The organism is Intrasporangium sp. (assembly GCF_040414665.1).
Taxonomy (GTDB): domain Bacteria; phylum Actinomycetota; class Actinomycetes; order Actinomycetales; family Dermatophilaceae; genus Intrasporangium.
Genome location: NZ_JBEDUL010000179.1, coordinates 17,246 through 34,631, shown reverse-complemented (window position 1 = coordinate 34,631; position 17,386 = coordinate 17,246). Strand labels below are relative to the sequence as shown.

Sequence of the window (17,386 nt, the reverse complement as noted above, 5' to 3'; positions counted from 1 at the left end):
GCAGGTCAACACGAGCCTCGTCCGAGACGGCGGCCAGCGCAGGCACCCCCGGCGACACCCCGCCCCTCGCTGCCTGTCCGCTGCTCATGTGAAAACCCTAGACGCGACCACCGACAGCGCCTCTTGCACCTGACCGGCGATCGGCAGGAAGCGCGTCAATTCCACTGCGCCCCAGTGCAGTCAAGCCACCTTCTCCGCCTCCCACGCCGACAGCGTGTGGCTCGAGGCGGCAGCTGAGAACCCGATCACCCGATCGTCTCGAAGCGAGTGTCGGGCCCTCTCGTCGGGAACGACTCGATGCGATCGCAAGCGCGGCGCGGGTCTTCGGGATACGTGAGCATGATCCCTCAATCGATCAGCCACTGCTTCACCCATCGGCGCTCCAAGAGATCCTCCTGGACGAACGGGTCACGCGTCACGAGTTGCTCAGCTTCGGCGACCGAACCGACCTCGAAAGCGATGAGCCCTCCGGATCTGTCGGAAAAGGGTCCTCCGAGGTACTCGCCCAGCCCCATTCCGTTCCAGTACTGGGCATGAGCGGGCGCGACCGCCTGGACACGGTCCGGCGCCGCCTTCATGAGATAGAAGTAGAGCACCCGCATCCATTCCTCCTCGTCGAGTCAGACCAAGCGGCTCACGATGGGCGGACGCTGTGGCCACCGACCCAGACGTCGGCGATGTCGGCCGCGGATGCCAGGGCGAGCGTCTTGGCGAGGGCGTCCTCCCACGTTGCTGCGTGCCGGAGCCCCACATCGAGCGGGTCGGAGGCGACCGGCCGGATCCAGAGCGCGTCGAACTGCTTGCCGACGCTGAGGTCACCGACGTCGTCGCCCAGGCCGAGGGCCAGCGCGCCGGACCGGGTCGCGAGGTGCAACAGGTCCGGGGCGGTGAGCGTCAGTCCGTCATCGCCCAGGAGCTGCTGCATGAGATACGCCTGCAGGGCCTCCTTGAAGATCGAGAACCCGGTGCCGGCGCCGACGTCCGAGCCGAGCGCGACGCGGACGCCGTGCTCCACGTGGCGTCGCATCGGGAACGTGCCGCTGCCGAGCGAGGAGTTGCTCGTCGGGCAGTGGGCCACGGCAGCGCCGCGTGCCGAGAGGAGGGCGACCTCGGGGTCGCTGGCGTGGACGTTGTGCGCCAGGACGGTCCTGGTGCCGACGAGGCCATGTCGGTCGTAGGTGTCGACGTAGTGCTCAGCCGCGGCGAAGAGCTCGGCGACCGCGGCGACCTCGGCCAGGTTCTCGTTGACGTGTGACGTGAACCAGGATTCCTCGACGTCCTTGAGCACCGAGCCGCAGGCGTCGAGCAGGTCCTCGCTCGCGGAGTAGGAGAAGCGAGGTGTGACTGCGTAGCGAGTGCGACCCACTCCATGCCACCGCGCAGCGAGGGCCATCGACTCGGCATAGAAACGATCGGGCGTGCTGAGCAGCGGCTCCGGCAACGATCGGTCGCTCGCCACCAGCCCGGCCGTGACGCGCAGCCCCGCGCGGGCCACTCGCTCGAAGAGCGCGTCGACCGCAGTCGCGAAGTGCGAACCGAAGACGAGCGCGGTGGTCGTGCCGGCGGAGATGAGCCCCTGGACGAACTCGTCGGCGACCTGGCGGGCGTAGTCGGTCGACTCGAGGCGAGCCTCCTCCGGCAGGGCACAGTCGTCGAGCCACTGGAGCAGGGGCATCCCCAGGGCCCCGATGACCCGGACCTGGGGGTAGTGGACGTGGGTGTCGACCATGCCGGGCAGGATGAGCCCCGGGCGAAGGTCGACCAGCTCGTGTCCCGGGTGGCCGCGCACCGTCTCGGCGAAGGGACCGCGCGCGGAGATTCGGCCGTCGTCGACGACGAGCGCGATGTCGGCCTCGGCACGGAGCCTGATGCTCCCGAGTGAGCCGTCGCCCGGCGTGTCCAGGACCGTGCCGCGGAAGACGGTCACCGGGAACGCTCCCTGGCACCGCCGAGCTGGGCGGCGGCCTCGCTCTCGAGCACCTGGAGCAGCGCGGCGGCAACTCCGATCGCCACCGTGGACGGGTCCTTGCCAACCAGTGACGGCAGTCCGATCGGCGAGGTGATCCGAGCGATCGCTTCGGGCGTGTGGCCCTCGCTGGCGAGGATCGTCTGGAAGCGTCGCCACTTCGAGGCCGAGCCGATCAGCCCGATCGACCCGAGATGACCGCAGCGCAGCGCGACGTCGCACAGGGCGGCGTCCTCGGCGTGGTCGTGGGTCATGACGAGCACGTGCGTGCCGGGAGGGACCTCGCCGAGGACGAGCTCGGGCACGGGGGCGTGGTGCACGTGGACGCGGGCCAGCGCGTCGTCGAGGGGCCGCAGCCGCTCCGGCTCGAGCAGGTCGGCCCGGGAGTCGACCAGGTGCAGCTCGAGGTCTCGCCGCGCGAGGATGCGGGCGAGCTCGAGGCCGACGTGGCCCAGGCCGAAGATCGCCACCGACGGCACGACGAGCAGCGGCTCGAGCAGGAGGGAGACGACGCCGCCGCAGCACTGCTGGCCGTGCTCGGACGGCGCCTTGTCACTCAGCGTCAGGGTCAGGGTCTCCGGTTCCCGCCGACCGCCCGCGATGAGCTCACGGGCCCGCGCGATGGCGGTGGCCTCGAGGTTCCCGCCGCCGATCGTGTCCCAGGCGCCGTCCTCGGTGACGACCATCTTGGCGCCGGCCTCACGCGGCGCGTGGCCGCGCACGCTGGTCAGAGTCACGAGGACGCCGGGGCGCCGGTCGGCCCGGAGCCGCTCGATGGCCCGAAGCCAGTTCACGACGTCACCTGCGTCGTGCGCCCGGACCCGTTGCCGGAAAGGGAAGGGGCACCCGGTGAGCCGTTGCCGGGAGCGAGCTCGGCGGCATACGCCATGGTGGTGTCGGCTGGGACGGCGCTGCGGGCCAGCTCGCTGGCCCAGTACACCGCCTCGGGCGTGGCGGGGGAGGCCAGGTCGATGCTCACCCCAGGGGGGCCGAACGCTGCCGCTGCCTGCCGGAGCGCTTCCCGCACGGAGAGGGCGAGCATGAGGGGCGGTTCCCCGACCGCCTTGGAGCCGTAGATCGCCCCCTCCTCGTAGGCGTGCTCGAGGAGCGTGACGTTGAAGACGTCGGGCAGCTCCGAGAACGAGGGCAGCTTGTAGGTGCTCGCGGCCTGGGTGGCGACGCGGCCCCGTGTCGGGCCATCGCTCTCGTCCCAGCGCAGGTCCTCGAGGGTGAGCCAGCCGGCGCCCTGGACGAAGGCGCCCTCGATCTGACCGATGTCCACGAGCGGGCTCACGCTGTCGCCGACGTCGTGGACGATGTCGACCCGTCTCGTCCGGTAGGCACCGGTGAAGCCGTCGACCTCCACCTCCGTGGCGGCCACCCCGTAGGCGAAGTACTTGAACGGGGCCCCCTGCATCGAGGAGCTGTCCCAGTGCAGTCCCTCGGTCCGGTAGTACCCGGCCGCCCAGAGCTGGACCCGCTCGAGGTAGGCCTTGGCGACGAGGTCCTCCCAACCCAGGTCCGCGCCGCCCTCGATGCCGTCCAGACGGGCGCGGATCTGTCGGCAGGCATCCTTGACCGCGCCGCCGTTGAGGTCGGCGCCCGAGCTCGCTGCCGTGGCCGAGGTGTTGGGCACCTTGTCGGTCCGGGTGGGGGCGAGCCGGATGCGGGACAGCGGCACTCCGAGCGCCGTCGCGGCGACCTGGATCATCTTCGTGTGCAGCCCCTGGCCCATCTCCGTGCCGCCGTGGTTGATGAGGACCGAGCCGTCCTTGTAGACGTGCACGAGGGCGCCCGCCTGGTTGAGGGGCGTGAAGTTGAACGAGATGCCGAACTTGACCGGCGTGACCGCGAGCCCGCGCTTGGTGTGCCGGTGCGCGGCGTTGAAGGCGGCGACCTCAGCGCGGCGCTCCTCGAGCCGCGCCCTCGCGGACAGGGTGTCCCAGGCGCGCACGAGCCGGTCCGCGTGGCGAACCTCCTGGCCGTACGGGGTGCTCTGGCCGGTGGTGTAGAGGTTGCGCCGCCGGAGCTCGTCAGGCGCCAGGCCGAGCTGGGGTGCGCAGCGTCCGAGGAGGTCCTCGATGACGAGCATGCCCTGTGGACCGCCGAAGCCGCGAAACGCCGTCTGGGACGTCTTGTGGGTCATCGCGACCCGTCCATGCAGGCTGACGTGGGGGAGGTGGTAGGCGTTGTCGACGTGGCACAGGGCCCTGGCCAGGACCGCTTCGGACAGGTCCAGGCTCCAACCGCCGTCCGAGGTCAGGGTGGCGTCGAGCGCGGTGAAGTGCCCCTCCGCGTCGAAGCCGACCCGCCACGTGGCATGGAAGCCGTGGCGCTTGCCCGTCATCGACATGTCCTGGGGACGGGTGAGCCGCACCCGGACCGGGCGACCCGTCAGCGTTGCGCCCAGCGCCGCCACGGCGGCGAAGCCGTGCGGCTGCATCTCCTTGCCCCCGAAGCCACCGCCCATGCGCAGAGACTGGACGGTCACCGCGTGGTCCGGCACGCCGAGGACGTGGGCGACGATGCCCTGGGTCTCGCTCGGGTGCTGGGTGCTGCTGTGGACGAGCACCTGCCCGGACTCGTCGACGAGGGCGATGGAGGCCTGGGTCTCGAGGTAGAAGTGCTCCTGCCCGGCGAACTCGATCTCGCCGGTGAAGACGTGGGCCGACGTCGCGAGGGCGGCGTCCACGTCGCCGCGATGGACGTGCTGGGCGGCGCCCTGGAAGCTTCCAGCAGCGATCGCTTCACGGAGCGTGATGATCGCCGGCAGCGGCTCGTAGTCGACGCCGTCCGCCGCGATTGCGGCGGCCCCGATGCGGGCGGCCTCGAGCGTCTCTCCGAGGACCCAGCACACGGCCTGGCCGTAATACCGGACCTCGGCCGGGAAGAGCGGCTCGTCACCCTTGACTCCGGAGTCGTTCAGCCCTGGCACGTCGGCGGCCGTGAGCACCCGCACGACGCCGGGAACAGTGAGCGCGGCGGACGGGTCGAGCCGCCTCACGCGGGCATGGGCGTGCGGGGCCTGCACCGGGTGGGCGTGCAGGATCCCCGGAATCCGGGCGAGCAGGTCGTCGGTGTAGAGCGCGGCACCGGTCACGTGCAGGGAGGCTGACTCGTGGGGGATGGCCAGGCCGATGGCGGCGTTGCTCGGGTGATCGGACAGGTAACTCATGCGCCCACCTCCCGCGAGCCCGACTCCTCGGGGTGTGGGTGGGCGTGGTGGAGCCTGAGCAGCGCCGTGCCGAGCATGGCCCTCCGGTAGGCCGCGCTGGCGCGGTGGTCGTCCAGCGGCGTCCCCTCGCTCCGCATGACCGCTGCTGCCGCCCGCACGGTCTCGGCGGTCCAGGGTCGTCCCTCCAGGGCCGCCTCTGTTGCCGAAGCCCGGATCGGGGTGGCGGCGACCCCGCCGAGCCCGATCCGGGCGCGCGTCACGATGCCGTCATCGACGGCCAGCGCGAAGGCCGCGGCGACGCTCGAGATGTCGTCGAAGCGACGTTTCGCAATCTTGTGGAAGGCGGCGACGGAGCTGAGGGGAAGCGGGATCCGCACCCCGCGGATCAGCTCGTCAGGTCGCCGGACCGTCTCCCGGTAGCCGGTGAAGTAGTCGGCGAGCGGGACTTCTCGCTCTCCTCGCTCGGACGTGAGGACCACGGTGGCTTCCAGGGCGAGGAGCGCCGGCGCCGCATCGCCGATGGGGGAGGCCGTGGCGAGGTTGCCTCCGATGGTGGCGGTGTTGCGGATGAGCCGGGACGCGAACTGGGGGATGAGGTCCGCGATCAGGGGGACCCGCCCGTCCAAGGCAGTCTCGATCTCCGAGAAGGTGAGCGCTGCCCCGATCTCGATGCCGTCCGGGCCCACGTCGAGCGTCCGCAGCTCGGGTACGCGGTCGATGCCGATGACGAAGGGCGGGCGGGCTCCTCGGAGGTTGACCTCGACGCCCCAGTCGGTCGATCCGGCGACTACCACGGCCTCGGGGGTCTCGCGCAGGAGCGCAAGGGCGTCGGTGAGGTCGGCGGCCCGGGAATAGGTTCCAGTGGGCGCGGTGATCCGCGTGAGCGGCGTCGTGGGTGCCGCACGACCCCGACGGGCGGCGAGCGCGTCCTCGGGCGGCGGCGCGCCCACGGCGAAGGCAGCGTCCCGGATCGGGCGGTAGCCCGTGCAGCGGCACAGGTTGCCGGACAGGGCCTGGAGGTCGAAGCCGTTGGGGCCGACCTCGTGTCCGCCGGTCGGGTCGCTGCCGGTCGGTTCGGTGCCGTCAGGGTGCTGAGGCTGCGGCCGTGGACCTGAATCGGCCGCGGCAGAGCGGCCGCTGCGGTAGTACTCCGCCGCCATGCTGCACACGAAGCCAGGCGTGCAGTAGCCGCACTGTGACCCGCCGCGGACGGCCAGCTCGTGCTGGACCGGGTGGAGTGAGTCTGGCGAACCGAGCCCCTCACTCGTGACGACTTCTTGGCCGTCGAGCGAAGCGGCCGGCACGAGGCAGGCGTTGAATGCAGTCCACTGCGACCGTCCCGGACCGTCCGGTCGGGCGACGAGGACGGCGCAGGCTCCGCACTCGCCTTCGGCGCACCCCTCCTTGGCGCCGGTCAACCCCTGCTCACGGAGCCAGTCGAGGGCAGACAGGTGCGGGGTGACCCCATCGAGGGGTATGGAGCGGCCGTTGACGGACGCCTTGGGCGCCCCGCTGCTCGGCTCACCACCGGCAGTGTCCGCAACACTGAAGGACGCCATCGTGCCTCCCTGGGCGCCGCGCGGGCGCCGCACCAAGGGCCAATCGCGCACGATCGGCCTGCATGCATGGTTGCGGCTGGCTCCGAACCGCTGGTTATCCATGCAGAACAACGGCTCGGGTGACTCGATGGTACGTCGCGGCCCGTGTCACCGACAGTCCATGACCGGCCCCCGAGGGGCTGGCGGCGATCGCCGTGCGGGCTGTGGACAACGTCCGCGGCCGTCGAGGTGGAGTGACCATGCTCCTGCCATGACGACAGCAGCCTTCCGCGGGCTTCCCGAGGACTGGGCACGGCGCCCCATGACCGATCCGGACCTCTTCGAGGGCGTGGTCGACCTCGCGGTCTTCGAGGCGTTCCGGGCCATCGGTGGGGTCGTGCTCCTGCTCTGCCACGCCGACGGTCGCCTCATGCAACCGGTCCCGGTGGAGTCCGTCAACGCGGCCTCGCCGCCGGCCGAGGCGGAGGCCCGGCTGTCCGCGATCCTCGCCGACATCGTCGAGCGTGGGGTGCCGGCCGTCGTCATGGTCGTCGCCCGCCCCGGCTCGGCGAAGGCGGGCGACCGGGACAGGGACCTGCGAGACGCGTTCGTGCGGGCGAGCCAGGCGAGTGGGATCACCCTGCTCGGGGCGGCGCTCGCCGTTCCCGGGGCGGTGGTGGACCTGACGTCGACATCGACGACAGAGGCGGCCTGAGCCGGCGAGGAGGCCGGCGCACCCCACCCCGACGTGCGCGCTCACCGGGCCCAGCGGCATACTCGACGGATTGGCCGGAGGACATCGTGACGGTGCCCTTCTCCGTCTGGGGGCAAAACGGACCCTTCAGCGTTTCGTCTCTGCGGGACTGACAGGTAACCTAACCGGCGGTCCTGCACCTACCTCCACGTGCAGCAGCAAGAGCGCCCCAGCCCGCGGGGCGTGTGAGGGAGCACCATGACACGTACTGACAGCGTCGACGTCAAGCGTTGGCGCGCGAAGTACGCGCTCATCGAGCGAGCGGCCGAGGCGGACCAGGACGCCAAGGCGCTGTTCGCCGAGATGGACGCGGAGCGCACGGCGCGCAACGGCGAGCTGCGAGAGATCCTCGCCGACCTCGTCGCCTCAAAGGACCTCGTTGCCTTCAAGGAGTCGATCGGCCACTGGGCGCGCAAGGACGGGCCGTACGTCGGCTTCGGCCCCGTCGGCGGTCCGTGGGTGGCGGCCCTCGTCCGGCGCGCCGAGGAGGACCACACAGAGGTCGTCGAGCTGCTCGTGGACGCGCTCCAGACCCCGCCGACTCCCCAGGCTGCGGCCGACCGCCTTCACGCCGTCGACGCGTTCCTGGCCCGGTCGGGCGGTCGTGGGCAGCGCGGTCCGAGCCCGGCCCAGACCGCGTACGTCCTCTCCCTCTTCTGGTCGACCGACGACGGCAGCGAGTGGCCGCTCATGTGGGAGAACGCTCCCCACACCCTCCAGCGGCTCGGCTGGCTCGAGCGCGGCCTGTCCCACGCCGAGCGCTACACGGCGTTCGCCGCCCTCTGCGCGTCGCTGCGTCCCGACGACCCGCGCTACGCGTCCCGGATCCTCTGGTGGTTCAAGGAGACCGAGGCCTTTGTCGGCATCGCGCCGAAGGCCATCGACGTGTGCGTCGAGGCAGCGGAGCTCGCGGCAGAGTTCCGTCCCGCGACCGGGTATGCCAGCGGGAAGCACGAGGACCGTGCGGCGGACCTCGCCCGGCAGCTGCGGGGCGAGGCCGACCACATCTCCGACAGCCTCATCGAGCGTCTGTCGGCGGAGACTGGCCTCTACCTGGAGGCGCCCACGCTCGCGCTCCAGCAGTACGCCACGGACGACTCCGCCTACCGCTCCGACCTCTACGCCTCGTGGATCCTCGTCGGCGGCGCGGGCGCCCCGGGCTTCCGGCTCTGGGTGACTCCGTCCGGCGTCGCCTTCGGCCTCCACGGCGGCTGGGAGGGCGAGAGCGAGGAGCAGCACCGCGAGATCGGTGCCCTGCTCCAGTCCCACCTCCCTCGCGGGGTGAGCTTCCTGCGGGTCCACGACGACGCGCGGCCGGCCACGGAGGGCCGGATCGAGCCGGTCGGGCGCGAGTACCCCGGGGGCGAGGCGTTCGTCGGCACGTGGTGGAAGGACTCGAGCGCCCTGGGGCGGGCCGACGTCGCCGACGAGATCGCGACGACGGCGCGGGCGCTGACGCCGCTCCTGCGGTTCATGGCCTCGAGCCAGCGCGGTGGCACCGAGGACCCTAACCTCGAGCTCAACCCGATGGCCGACCTCGAGTCCGAGGTCGAGGTCTTCAAGGCCGAGCGCCCGTACCCCAACGAGCGGGACGCATGGCACCAGGAACAGCGACGGGTGTTCGCGGGAGCGCTGTCCAGGGACGGGCTCGAGAACTTCGACCTGCCGACCTTCAAGCGCATCGTGTCGACCCGCGGCTACGGCGACATCGGCGCCCAGTCGGTGCTCATCAGCTCCATCAACGCCCTCGACGCCGCGGGGATCGACGAGCTGCGCCTCATGGTCCGGGAGCTGCTCTGGGGCGAGGGACGCGACGAGGAGCGGATCAACTCCGTCCTCGCCGCCGACGACCTCCCCGTGCAGGGCTTCAGCGAGAGCGTCGTCATGAAGCTGTTCTCCATCGCCCATCCCGAGCACTGGCTGCCCCTGTTCACCCTCGCGGGGGAGTCGGGCAAGATCGCGATGCTGGCGCGCCTCGGCGGCCCGGCCCGGTGGACCGAGGGCAAGTCGCGAGGTCGCATGCACGTCGAGACCAACGCGCTGCTGCGCCAGGTGCTCGACCCCCTCCTCCCGGAGGACCCCTGGGGGCAGGCACAGCTTGCCTACTGGCTCATGCGCCGCTCCGACAAGGCGCTCATGCCGGACCACGACGCCCTCGGCGAGGCGGCCAAGGAGCTGCTCATCGACGAGGAGTTCCTCCGCGAGATCCGTGCGCTGCTCGAGGAGAAGAAGCAGGTCATCTTCTACGGGCCGCCCGGCACCGGCAAGACCTTCCTCGCGCAGCGCTTCGCGCAGGCCCTGCAGCCGGACCCGGCCAAGCGCGACATCGTCCAGTTCCACCCGAGTAGCTCCTACGAGGACTTCTTCGAGGGCTTCCGGCCGCAGATCGACCACCAGGGCCAGATGGTCTACGAGCTGCGCAAGGGTCCGCTGGCGCTGCTGGCGGAGGCTGCGGAGGCGGACCCCCTGACGCCGCACATCATGATCATCGACGAGATCAACCGGGCCAACCTGCCCCGCGTCTTCGGCGAGCTGCTCTTCCTGCTCGAGTACCGGTCGCACTCGGTCAAGACGTCCTATCGGCCGGACGAGGGCTTCGAGCTGCCCCCGAACCTCTACTTCATCGGCACGATGAACACTGCAGACCGTTCCATCGCCCTCGTCGACGCCGCCCTGCGCCGGCGGTTCGACTTCGTGCCCTTCATGCCGCACGACGGTCCGATGGAGGGGTTGCTCCGCCGTTGGCTCGAGGCGAACGACGGCCCGGTCTGGGTCGCCGACCTCGTCGACCGGGTCAACGAGGACCTGCGCCGCGCCCTCCGCGGCCCGCACCTGCAGATCGGACACTCGTACTTCATGCGCCCGGGCCTCGACGGTGAGGAGACGACGTTGCGCCGCATCTGGGACTACAACGTGTACCCGTTCATCGAGGACCAGCTCTACGGCCGGGAGCACGAGCTCGCCCAGTTCCGGTGGGAGAACGTCCGGGCCCGGTACGGGCAGTTCGACCTCGCGATCCCGTCCACCGCACATCGCCACACCTCATGACGATCGAGCTCCCGCCGATCCCGGAGCACGGTCGCTCGGGCCCCGTCCGACTCGACCGGGAGACGCGCGGTGCCCTCGTCGCGGCCGCCGGCGAGCGGCTGGTCATCCACGCGACGGCCGACCCCGACGTCGTGACGATCGGCGCGACGAGCTGGGTCGGTGCGTTGGCGGTCCCGGGTCTCGTCGTGCGCGTCATGCCTCGGGTCTCGGTCGCGAACTTCTTCGCGATGCTGAGCGCCGGTGTGTCGGCCGAGCAGTTCGAGCACGAGCAGGTCACGTGGTCCGACACGGACGAGCTCATCGACGGCGTCGCGTACTTCGCGATCCGGCTCATTGACGCAGCGACGATGCGGGGCCTCGTCTTCGGCTACGTGGCACGTGAGGAGAAGCTCCGGACCATCCGCGGGCGCCTGCTCGTCGAGGAGTTCGCCCGCCGCCCCTGGACGGCCTCGGAGCCCCAGTGTCGGTATGACGACTTCACGTCCGACATCGCCGAGAACCAGCTCTTCCGGTGCACGCTGCAGGCGATGCTGGCCTGGCCGCAGCTCGCGCCGGACGTGCGTCGCGAGGCGTTGCGCGTCCTGGGGCGCTTTGACGGCGTCTCGGACACGCCGGCGACCAAGCACGCCATACCGGTGACCATCACCCGGCTCAACGAGCACTACGCCGACGCGATGCGACTGTCGCGGCTCGTCCTCCAGGCGATGTCGCTGAGCCACGAGGCGGGGGACCAGCAGGCCCACAGCCTCATGGTGGACATGGACGACCTCTTCCGGCGGTGGATCGTCCAGGAGCTCGACCACCGCCTCGCGCCGGACCTGCGGATCGACGCGGACGAGGACGTCTGGCTCGATGAGGGACGGGTCGTCACGATGGCGCCCGATCTCATCGTGCGCCGAGGCGCTCAGGTCGTGCTCGTCGGCGACGCGTCCTACTCGATGGGCGCCGACGGCTATCTCGCCTCCCGCGACTACCTCAACCTCGTCGCCTACACCTCCGCCATGGGGATCCCGACCGGGCTGCTCGTGCACTGCAACTCGGATCGTGCGCCGGAGAACGAGATCGTCATCCGCAACGCGGGAACGCGCATCCTCTGCCGGCCGATCCGGCTCGACGGGTCCTACACCGGCGTCTCCCGCTCCATCGACGCGCTGGCCGACCTCGTGCGCGAGCTGGCTGAGTTCCCGGGGGAGTTCGTCATCCCCGAGATGCTCGGCACCGGCGTGCGTTGAGCTGAGCCTCCCCTCGGTGAGCCACGAGCTGCCGTATGCCGCTGGGCTCAGCCCGGCGTGAACGCGCAGAACTCGTTGCCCGCAGGATCGGCAAGAACGTCCCACCTCAGGCCGTCCTCGCCCTTCCTGCGCAGGCGAGTCGCTCCAGCTGCCAGAAGCTCACCGACGTCGGCGGTCGTCACGTCGATGTGCACGCGGTTCTTCGTCGTCTTCGCCTCGGGCACTGGTCCGAAGACCAACAGCTCGAAGGGGGCGCCGGGCACGTGCTCGAGCCAGCTGGCCTCTGAGTCGTGGTGCGCCGTGATGCCGAACGCCCCCGCCCACCAGTCGGCGAGCTCGCGACACTCGTCGGTGCCGCCCGTCACGTCCCACACGAGCTCGTAGAAGGGACGCTCGACCGGCCTGTCACGGACGAAGACGCAGAACAGCTGGCCGTCGGGATCCCGCATCACGGTCCACCGCTGGGTGTCGTCGACGACGACCGCGCCACCGGCGAGGGCCGGCTCGAGCGACGTGGCGTTGACGTCGAGGTGGAGGCGGTTCTTCACGGTCACCGGCTCCGGCACGTGGTTGACCCACACCATCACGTCGTCGTGCCCCTGCCCTCGGCGCAGGCTCGCGTCGCCGTCGTCGTGGACGTGGGCCTCCCAGCCGAGAAGCGGAGCCCAGAAGGCCGCGACCGCGGGTGCGTCAGACGCGTCGATGCAGAGGTCCTTGTAGGTCGCCAGAGCCATGCATCCCACCGTAGGTGACCACCGGGGACGAATGACTCGCAGATCACACAGAGTCCTCTTGAATGAGGTGACCGGTCAACTACTACACTCTGTAGTACCGACAGCAAAGGGCCTGCCGGATCACCAACACAAGCTGGAGATGAGATCCATGGCCACCATCCACCACAACGACGTCAGTCGTGTTCACGACGTCGACACCAAGCACCCCGCCGACGGCATCGTCACGTTCGAGGAGGAGATCGTCCGCTCGGCATGGGCACGCCGGTTCCTCGCCGCGATGCGCATCGTCATGGGCTGGACCTTCATGTGGGCCTTCGTCGACAAGCTCTTCGGCCTCGGCTACGCAACCCCGTCCGCGCGCGCCTGGATCAACGGCGGCACGCCGGCGCAGGGCTTCATGAAGGCCGGCGCAGAGAGCGACAACCCGTTCGCCCAGTTCTTCGCGAACATCGCAGGCCCGTGGTCCGACTGGCTGTTCATGATCGGCCTGTTCGGCATCGGCCTCGCGCTCCTCACGGGCGCGGGCCTCAAGATCGCCGCCTGGACCGGCACGGCGCTCCTGCTCTTCATGTACCTGGCCCAGCTGCCTTGGTACGCCACCGACGGAGCGACCAACCCGATCACCGACTCCCACTGGATCGAGGCTCTGGCCCTCATCGTCGTCGCCGCCACCTACGCGGGCGACACCTGGGGCATCGGCAAGTGGTGGGGACGGCACGTCGGCAACGGCATCCTTCGGTGACCGAGACCGACTTGGCCCGTGACTGACGGGCCTGCCACAGCGACCGCCCTTATCCCTGGGGGCGGTCGCTGACGTATGCCCAGGCGATGATGCAGCTGACCTGGGCTGACCGGCTGAGCGGGCTGGCGGCGCCTCAGCCGCTGATGCCATGGGCGGCCACGTGCCAGAGCCGACCCTCGCCCCGGATCCCGGGCATGGCCTGCAGGATGGAACGCTCAGCCAGCTCCGGCGCGACGCCGAGATCGACGGCGTACCGCAGGGCGACGGCCGGGGTGCGGTGCGTCGCGTCGCGGCAGTGGACGAGGACCCGCTTGCCCTCGGCGCGGAACTGGCGGAGGGCGGAGGACACGTCGTCGAGGACGAAGTCGAGATGCGGGTTGGAGTCCTCGGAGTCGTCCTCGTTCATCCAGACCTCGAGGTGGTCCCGGGGCGGGATGCCAGCCGCCGGGACGTCCTCCAGGCCGAGCGGACAGAGCGACACGACTGCCTGGACACCGAGCTCCGCCGTGCGGGCGAGATCGCTCATCGTGCCCAGCACGATGTCCGGGTCGATCGGGTGCGGCAGGCCGAGCTGCCCGATCGCCGGATCGGCCATCGTCGCCACCGAGGGCCATGTCCCGGGCGTCCGCCCGCCGGACCACGTGCACACCGCGATCTCGACGAGGTCATGGGCGCGGTAGCCCGGCCAGCCGTGGACCACGCGGCGCCACTGGGTGGGGACAGCCGAGGCGCCGTAACGGGCCCCGAGGAGGGAGCCTGCGATGGCGGCCACCGTGTCGGTGTCATGACCGGCCCCGACGGCGGCCTGCAGCCCACGCTGCAGGTGCATGGCCGACGCATCTCCCCGATCGGTCGTCGTGATGGCGGCCCAGGCCGCCTGGAGCGCGGTCACCGAGTAGCCGTTGTTGACGAAGCGCTTGGGGTCCTCGCCGGTTGCCTCCTCGATCCACTGCGCCCACGAGTCCCCGTGCGACGGGGTGACCAGGTCCAGTCCGGCCCCCAGGTCGAGTCGGCCCTCGGTCGTGGCCACGCGGATGGCCTCGGACCACAGGACGGAGGAGTCCGCGGCCAACGGGTCGGCGTGGGTCAGCTCGGCGATGGCGCGTGCGGCCCGTGCGGTTGCGAAACGGTCACCGATGTTCCAGATGCCGACGACCGACGTGCGCATCAGGGCTCCGTTGCCTGCGGTGAGCCCGGTGCGCTCGTGCAGCGCCTGGCTGGCCGCCGTCAGGCGCTCGTGGGGCCGCCCCGCGAGGCGCTCAGCCTCGGCGAGGACCGTCCTGGTCTGGGCGCCGACATCGGTTGCCCCGCCGACGAGCCAGGCGGAGAACGCGTCCGCGACGGCGTCCAGGCCCTCGGCGCTGGTCAGGTCAACGCCCTGAGCTGCTACGTCCGCGACGCAGAGAGTCATCTGCGTGTCGTCGCTCCACTCGCCCGGCTCGTAGGGGCCGAGGCCACCGCCCTTCATCACCGCCTCGCCGACCGGGGGCGCGGCCATCTCGTAGGGCACGCCCAAGGCGTCGCCGCAGGCGCCACCGAGGAGTACGCCGGCAGCGCGGTCGAGGGTGATGGGGCGGTCCGCAACCATGGGTTGGCCTCTCTTGGACGGCAGCACGGTCAGGTGAAATCTACGGCCGATGGCCGGTTCGGTGGCCGTGGGCCCCACGCCGTAGGATTCCGGCGTGCTCGCCCCGTTGACCGTCTCGCTCCTCGTCGCGTCCGGAGTGCTCGGCCTCATCGCCGGGCACCACCTGGTCCGCAGGCGCCGGGTCGACGACCCCCTCATCCTCGTGGGCGCCGCGATCGAGCTGGGTCTCGTCGTCCAGCTCGTCTACGGCCTGACGCAGGCTGGTGCGATCGGGGACGGCGCCGAGCGGGCGACCTTCATCGCCTACCTGTTCACCGTTCTGGTCGTCCTGCCGGTCACGATCTACATCGCGATCAAGGAGAAGACCCAGTGGGCCATGGCCGTCGTGCTCGGGGGAGCCCTTGTCGTCGCCATTCTCATCGCCCGCGTCCAGCAGATCTGGAGTCTCAATGCCTGACCCGAGCCCGGCCTCCCACACCGGCCGGGGACCCGGACGTCTCATCGTCGCGCTCTACGGGCTGCTCGCGCTTGCCGCGACCGGCCGCAGCGTCCTCCAGATCGTCGAGTACTTCGACCGGGCCCCGGTCTCCTACCTCCTCTCGGCTCTGGCCGCCCTGATCTACATCGTGGCGACCATCGGTCTGGCGCGGGGTGACCGAGTGTCCGTCCGCATCGCCTCCGTCGCCATCGTCATCGAGCTCATTGGCGTCCTCGTCGTGGGGGCCGTCTCCTACGTGGCGCCGGAGGCGTTCCCGGACAAGACGGTGTGGTCCCACTTCGGCCAGGGCTACGGCTACGTGCCGCTCGTCCTGCCCGTCCTCGGCCTGCTGTGGATTCGCCGCAACCGGGTCCCCCGGACCGCGTCGATAGGGTGACCGCCATGAACGACGCCGCGACCGGGCCCAGCAAGGCGACCGAGCCGACCGAGCCGACCGAGCCGACGCTGCCCAGCGGCCCGCTCACCGTCCGGCCGGTCACGGCGGAGGAGGCCCAGGCGACCGTGGTCCGGCTCGGCGGCAGCTTCCTCCAGACGCCGGCGTGGGCACGGACCAAGCCCGGCTGGACGGCTGTCCATCTCGGCTGGTTCGACGCGACGGGCGCCCGGGTCGGTGCCGGTCTCGTGCTCTCCCGCAGACTTCCGCGACTGCGGCGCTCGTTCGCCTACCTCCCGGAGGGCCCGGCCCTGCCGTGGGACGCCGTCGCGTCCGACCCCGGCGCGTGGATCGACCCGCTCGTCGCCTGGGCGACGTCGGAGGGAGCGTTCGCCCTGCGGCTGGGCTTCCCCGTCGTGTCCCGCTCGTGGCAGCCCGATGTGGTCAAGAAGCAGATCAGCGAGGGTGGGCTGATGTCGTTCACGGCCCTCCCACCCACGATCGACAACCCAGACGCGCGCCGCCTCGAGACGTGGCTCGACCGCCGGCGCTGGCGACCCATCGGCTGGGGGAGCTCTGCGGCCGTGGGGCAGCCGCGCTACCTCTGCGTCATCGACCTCGACGGCCGAGGCAGCGAGGCCGTCCTCAAGGCGATGAACCAGCAGTGGCGCCGCAACATCAAGAAGGCCGACAAGGCGGGCGTCACGGTCCGGTCCGTCGGGGTCGACGGGGTCGACACCTTCCACCAGCTCTACGTGGAGACCGCTGAGCGCGACCATTTCGTCCCCCGGGCGAGGTCGTACTTCGAGCAGATGGTCCGGTCCTTCTCGGAGGGCGGCGAGCACGTCACGGGCAGGATCTACGAGGCGCACGTCGACGGGGACATCCTCGCGTCGGCCCTCATGGTTCGCGTCGGGGACCGGTTCTCCTACCTCTACGGCGGCTCGACGAGCCGGAACCGGGACGCTCGCGCCAGCAACGCCCTCCAGTGGCAGGCGATCCAGGACGCGATCGACGCCGGCTGCACCGCCTATGACCTGCGTGGCTTCAACACGTCGCTGGGCGCCACGTCGCCGCTCATCGGCCTGCTCCTGTTCAAGCTCGGCGCGGGCGCCGACGTCGTCGAGCTCGTCGGTGAGCGCGAGCTGGTCCTGAACCGCTTCTGGCACACGGCGTTCGAGAAGGCCATGGCACTGCGCGTTGCCATCAACAACCGCCGGGCCGGAGCCAATGCCACCCCGGACGCCGACGTCTAGCGCGGCGTCACGACTGGTGGATGACGCACTCGGTCCCACCGTCACCCGACTGGATGGCGACGAGCTCGTCGTCCGCGTAGAGCCGGCACTGGACCGTGTACTGGCCATCCGCGCCGGCGACGCCGACCATGAGCGTCTCGGGCGGCTCATCGAAGGTCACCAGGCCCGAGTACGGCAAGGTGACGTCCGGAGCCTGCGTGCCTGCACCGTGTCCCGGACCTTGACTGTCCACCGTGATCGTCGCGCGCGGGTCGCCGCCGACGACCTCGAGCCGGAACTGCTTCGTCCCCGGCGGGACGGCATGGGTCGGAAGGTCGGTTGGCGAGACGCCAGAGACCTTCGCGCCATGGATCTCGGTCAGGTCGACGTAGGCCGCGCCCCGGTCCTGGTTCATCGGCATCTGCGCGAACCGATCGCTCGTCATGCCATCGCTGTGCATCGCACTACCGACGACAGGTAGCGCGAAGAACGCTGCGACCAC

Annotated in this window: 15 protein-coding genes; 7 read left to right on the top strand and 8 right to left on the bottom strand. The window is 70.7% G+C overall.

Annotation, left to right across the window (positions count from 1 at the left end; translation table 11 throughout):
* Nucleotides 1–347: 347 nt before the first annotated feature.
* The 5 genes from ABF401_RS20305 to ABF401_RS20285 are packed head-to-tail and all read right to left on the bottom strand — an operon-like array spanning nucleotide 348 to nucleotide 6,700.
* Entirely contained in the window at nucleotides 348–602 is a 255-nt protein-coding gene (locus tag ABF401_RS20305) for a YciI family protein (protein ID WP_353511409.1), read from the bottom strand.
* 32 nt (nucleotides 603–634) lie between these two features.
* A complete protein-coding gene (gene guaD / locus ABF401_RS20300; protein ID WP_353511408.1) occupies nucleotides 635–1,927 on the bottom strand; it encodes a guanine deaminase in 1,293 nt (430 codons plus the stop codon).
* Nucleotides 1,924–2,760 carry a xanthine dehydrogenase accessory protein XdhC gene (gene xdhC, locus ABF401_RS20295; protein ID WP_353511407.1) on the bottom strand — a complete coding sequence of 279 codons (837 nt, stop codon included), beginning with the start codon at nucleotides 2,758–2,760 and terminating at the stop codon, nucleotides 1,924–1,926. Before xdhC ends, guaD begins: the two co-directional genes overlap by 4 nt.
* Nucleotides 2,757–5,141 (bottom strand): xanthine dehydrogenase molybdopterin binding subunit, encoded by a 2,385-nt coding sequence (xdhB, locus tag ABF401_RS20290; protein ID WP_353511406.1) that lies wholly within the window; start codon nucleotides 5,139–5,141, stop codon nucleotides 2,757–2,759. The genes xdhC and xdhB overlap by 4 nt, the downstream gene beginning before the upstream one ends.
* Nucleotides 5,138–6,700: a xanthine dehydrogenase small subunit gene (locus tag ABF401_RS20285; RefSeq protein ID WP_353511405.1), complete on the bottom strand. Its 1,563-nt coding sequence runs from the start codon at nucleotides 6,698–6,700 to the stop codon at nucleotides 5,138–5,140. The genes xdhB and ABF401_RS20285 overlap by 4 nt, the downstream gene beginning before the upstream one ends.
* A gap of 250 nt (nucleotides 6,701–6,950) precedes the next feature.
* Between ABF401_RS20285 and ABF401_RS20280 the strand changes: the two genes are divergently transcribed.
* From ABF401_RS20280 to ABF401_RS20270, 3 genes are all read left to right on the top strand, one after another.
* Nucleotides 6,951–7,394: a hypothetical protein gene (locus tag ABF401_RS20280; protein WP_353511404.1), complete on the top strand. Its 444-nt coding sequence runs from the start codon at nucleotides 6,951–6,953 to the stop codon at nucleotides 7,392–7,394.
* Nucleotides 7,395–7,631: 237 nt separating this feature from the next.
* Entirely contained in the window at nucleotides 7,632–10,481 is a 2,850-nt protein-coding gene (locus tag ABF401_RS20275; RefSeq protein WP_353511403.1) for an McrB family protein, read from the top strand.
* Nucleotides 10,478–11,713, top strand: a complete 1,236-nt coding sequence (locus ABF401_RS20270; RefSeq protein WP_353511402.1) for an McrC family protein — start codon at nucleotides 10,478–10,480, stop codon at nucleotides 11,711–11,713. Before ABF401_RS20275 ends, ABF401_RS20270 begins: the two co-directional genes overlap by 4 nt.
* Before the next feature lie 47 nt (nucleotides 11,714–11,760).
* Here the strand turns inward: ABF401_RS20270 and ABF401_RS20265 are convergent, their stop codons facing one another.
* Complete coding sequence (locus ABF401_RS20265) at nucleotides 11,761–12,447, bottom strand: VOC family protein (protein ID WP_353511401.1); 687 nt, start codon at nucleotides 12,445–12,447, stop codon at nucleotides 11,761–11,763.
* Between the two features lie 148 nt (nucleotides 12,448–12,595).
* On the opposite strand from ABF401_RS20265, the gene ABF401_RS20260 reads away from it, so the two are divergent.
* Nucleotides 12,596–13,189, top strand: a complete 594-nt coding sequence (locus tag ABF401_RS20260) for a DoxX family protein (protein ID WP_353511400.1) — start codon at nucleotides 12,596–12,598, stop codon at nucleotides 13,187–13,189.
* Between the two features lie 133 nt (nucleotides 13,190–13,322).
* Here ABF401_RS20260 and ABF401_RS20255 read toward each other — a convergent pair whose 3' ends face one another.
* The gene (locus ABF401_RS20255; RefSeq protein ID WP_353511399.1) at nucleotides 13,323–14,777 is read right to left on the bottom strand and encodes an ADP-ribosylglycohydrolase family protein; all 1,455 of its coding nucleotides are present in this window, start codon (nucleotides 14,775–14,777) and stop codon (nucleotides 13,323–13,325) included.
* Nucleotides 14,778–14,871: 94 nt separating this feature from the next.
* Between ABF401_RS20255 and ABF401_RS20250 the strand changes: the two genes are divergently transcribed.
* The 3 genes from ABF401_RS20250 to ABF401_RS20240 are packed head-to-tail and all read left to right on the top strand — an operon-like array spanning nucleotide 14,872 to nucleotide 16,905.
* Nucleotides 14,872–15,234 (top strand): hypothetical protein, encoded by a 363-nt coding sequence (locus tag ABF401_RS20250; protein WP_353511398.1) that lies wholly within the window; start codon nucleotides 14,872–14,874, stop codon nucleotides 15,232–15,234.
* The gene (locus ABF401_RS20245; protein ID WP_353511397.1) at nucleotides 15,227–15,652 is read left to right on the top strand and encodes a hypothetical protein; all 426 of its coding nucleotides are present in this window, start codon (nucleotides 15,227–15,229) and stop codon (nucleotides 15,650–15,652) included. Before ABF401_RS20250 ends, ABF401_RS20245 begins: the two co-directional genes overlap by 8 nt.
* A gap of 5 nt (nucleotides 15,653–15,657) precedes the next feature.
* A complete protein-coding gene (locus tag ABF401_RS20240; protein ID WP_353511396.1) occupies nucleotides 15,658–16,905 on the top strand; it encodes a lipid II:glycine glycyltransferase FemX in 1,248 nt (415 codons plus the stop codon).
* A gap of 7 nt (nucleotides 16,906–16,912) precedes the next feature.
* On the opposite strand, the gene ABF401_RS20235 is transcribed toward ABF401_RS20240, so the two are convergent.
* Complete coding sequence (locus ABF401_RS20235) at nucleotides 16,913–17,329, bottom strand: hypothetical protein (protein WP_353511395.1); 417 nt, start codon at nucleotides 17,327–17,329, stop codon at nucleotides 16,913–16,915.
* Between the last annotated feature and the right edge of the window lie 57 nt (nucleotides 17,330–17,386).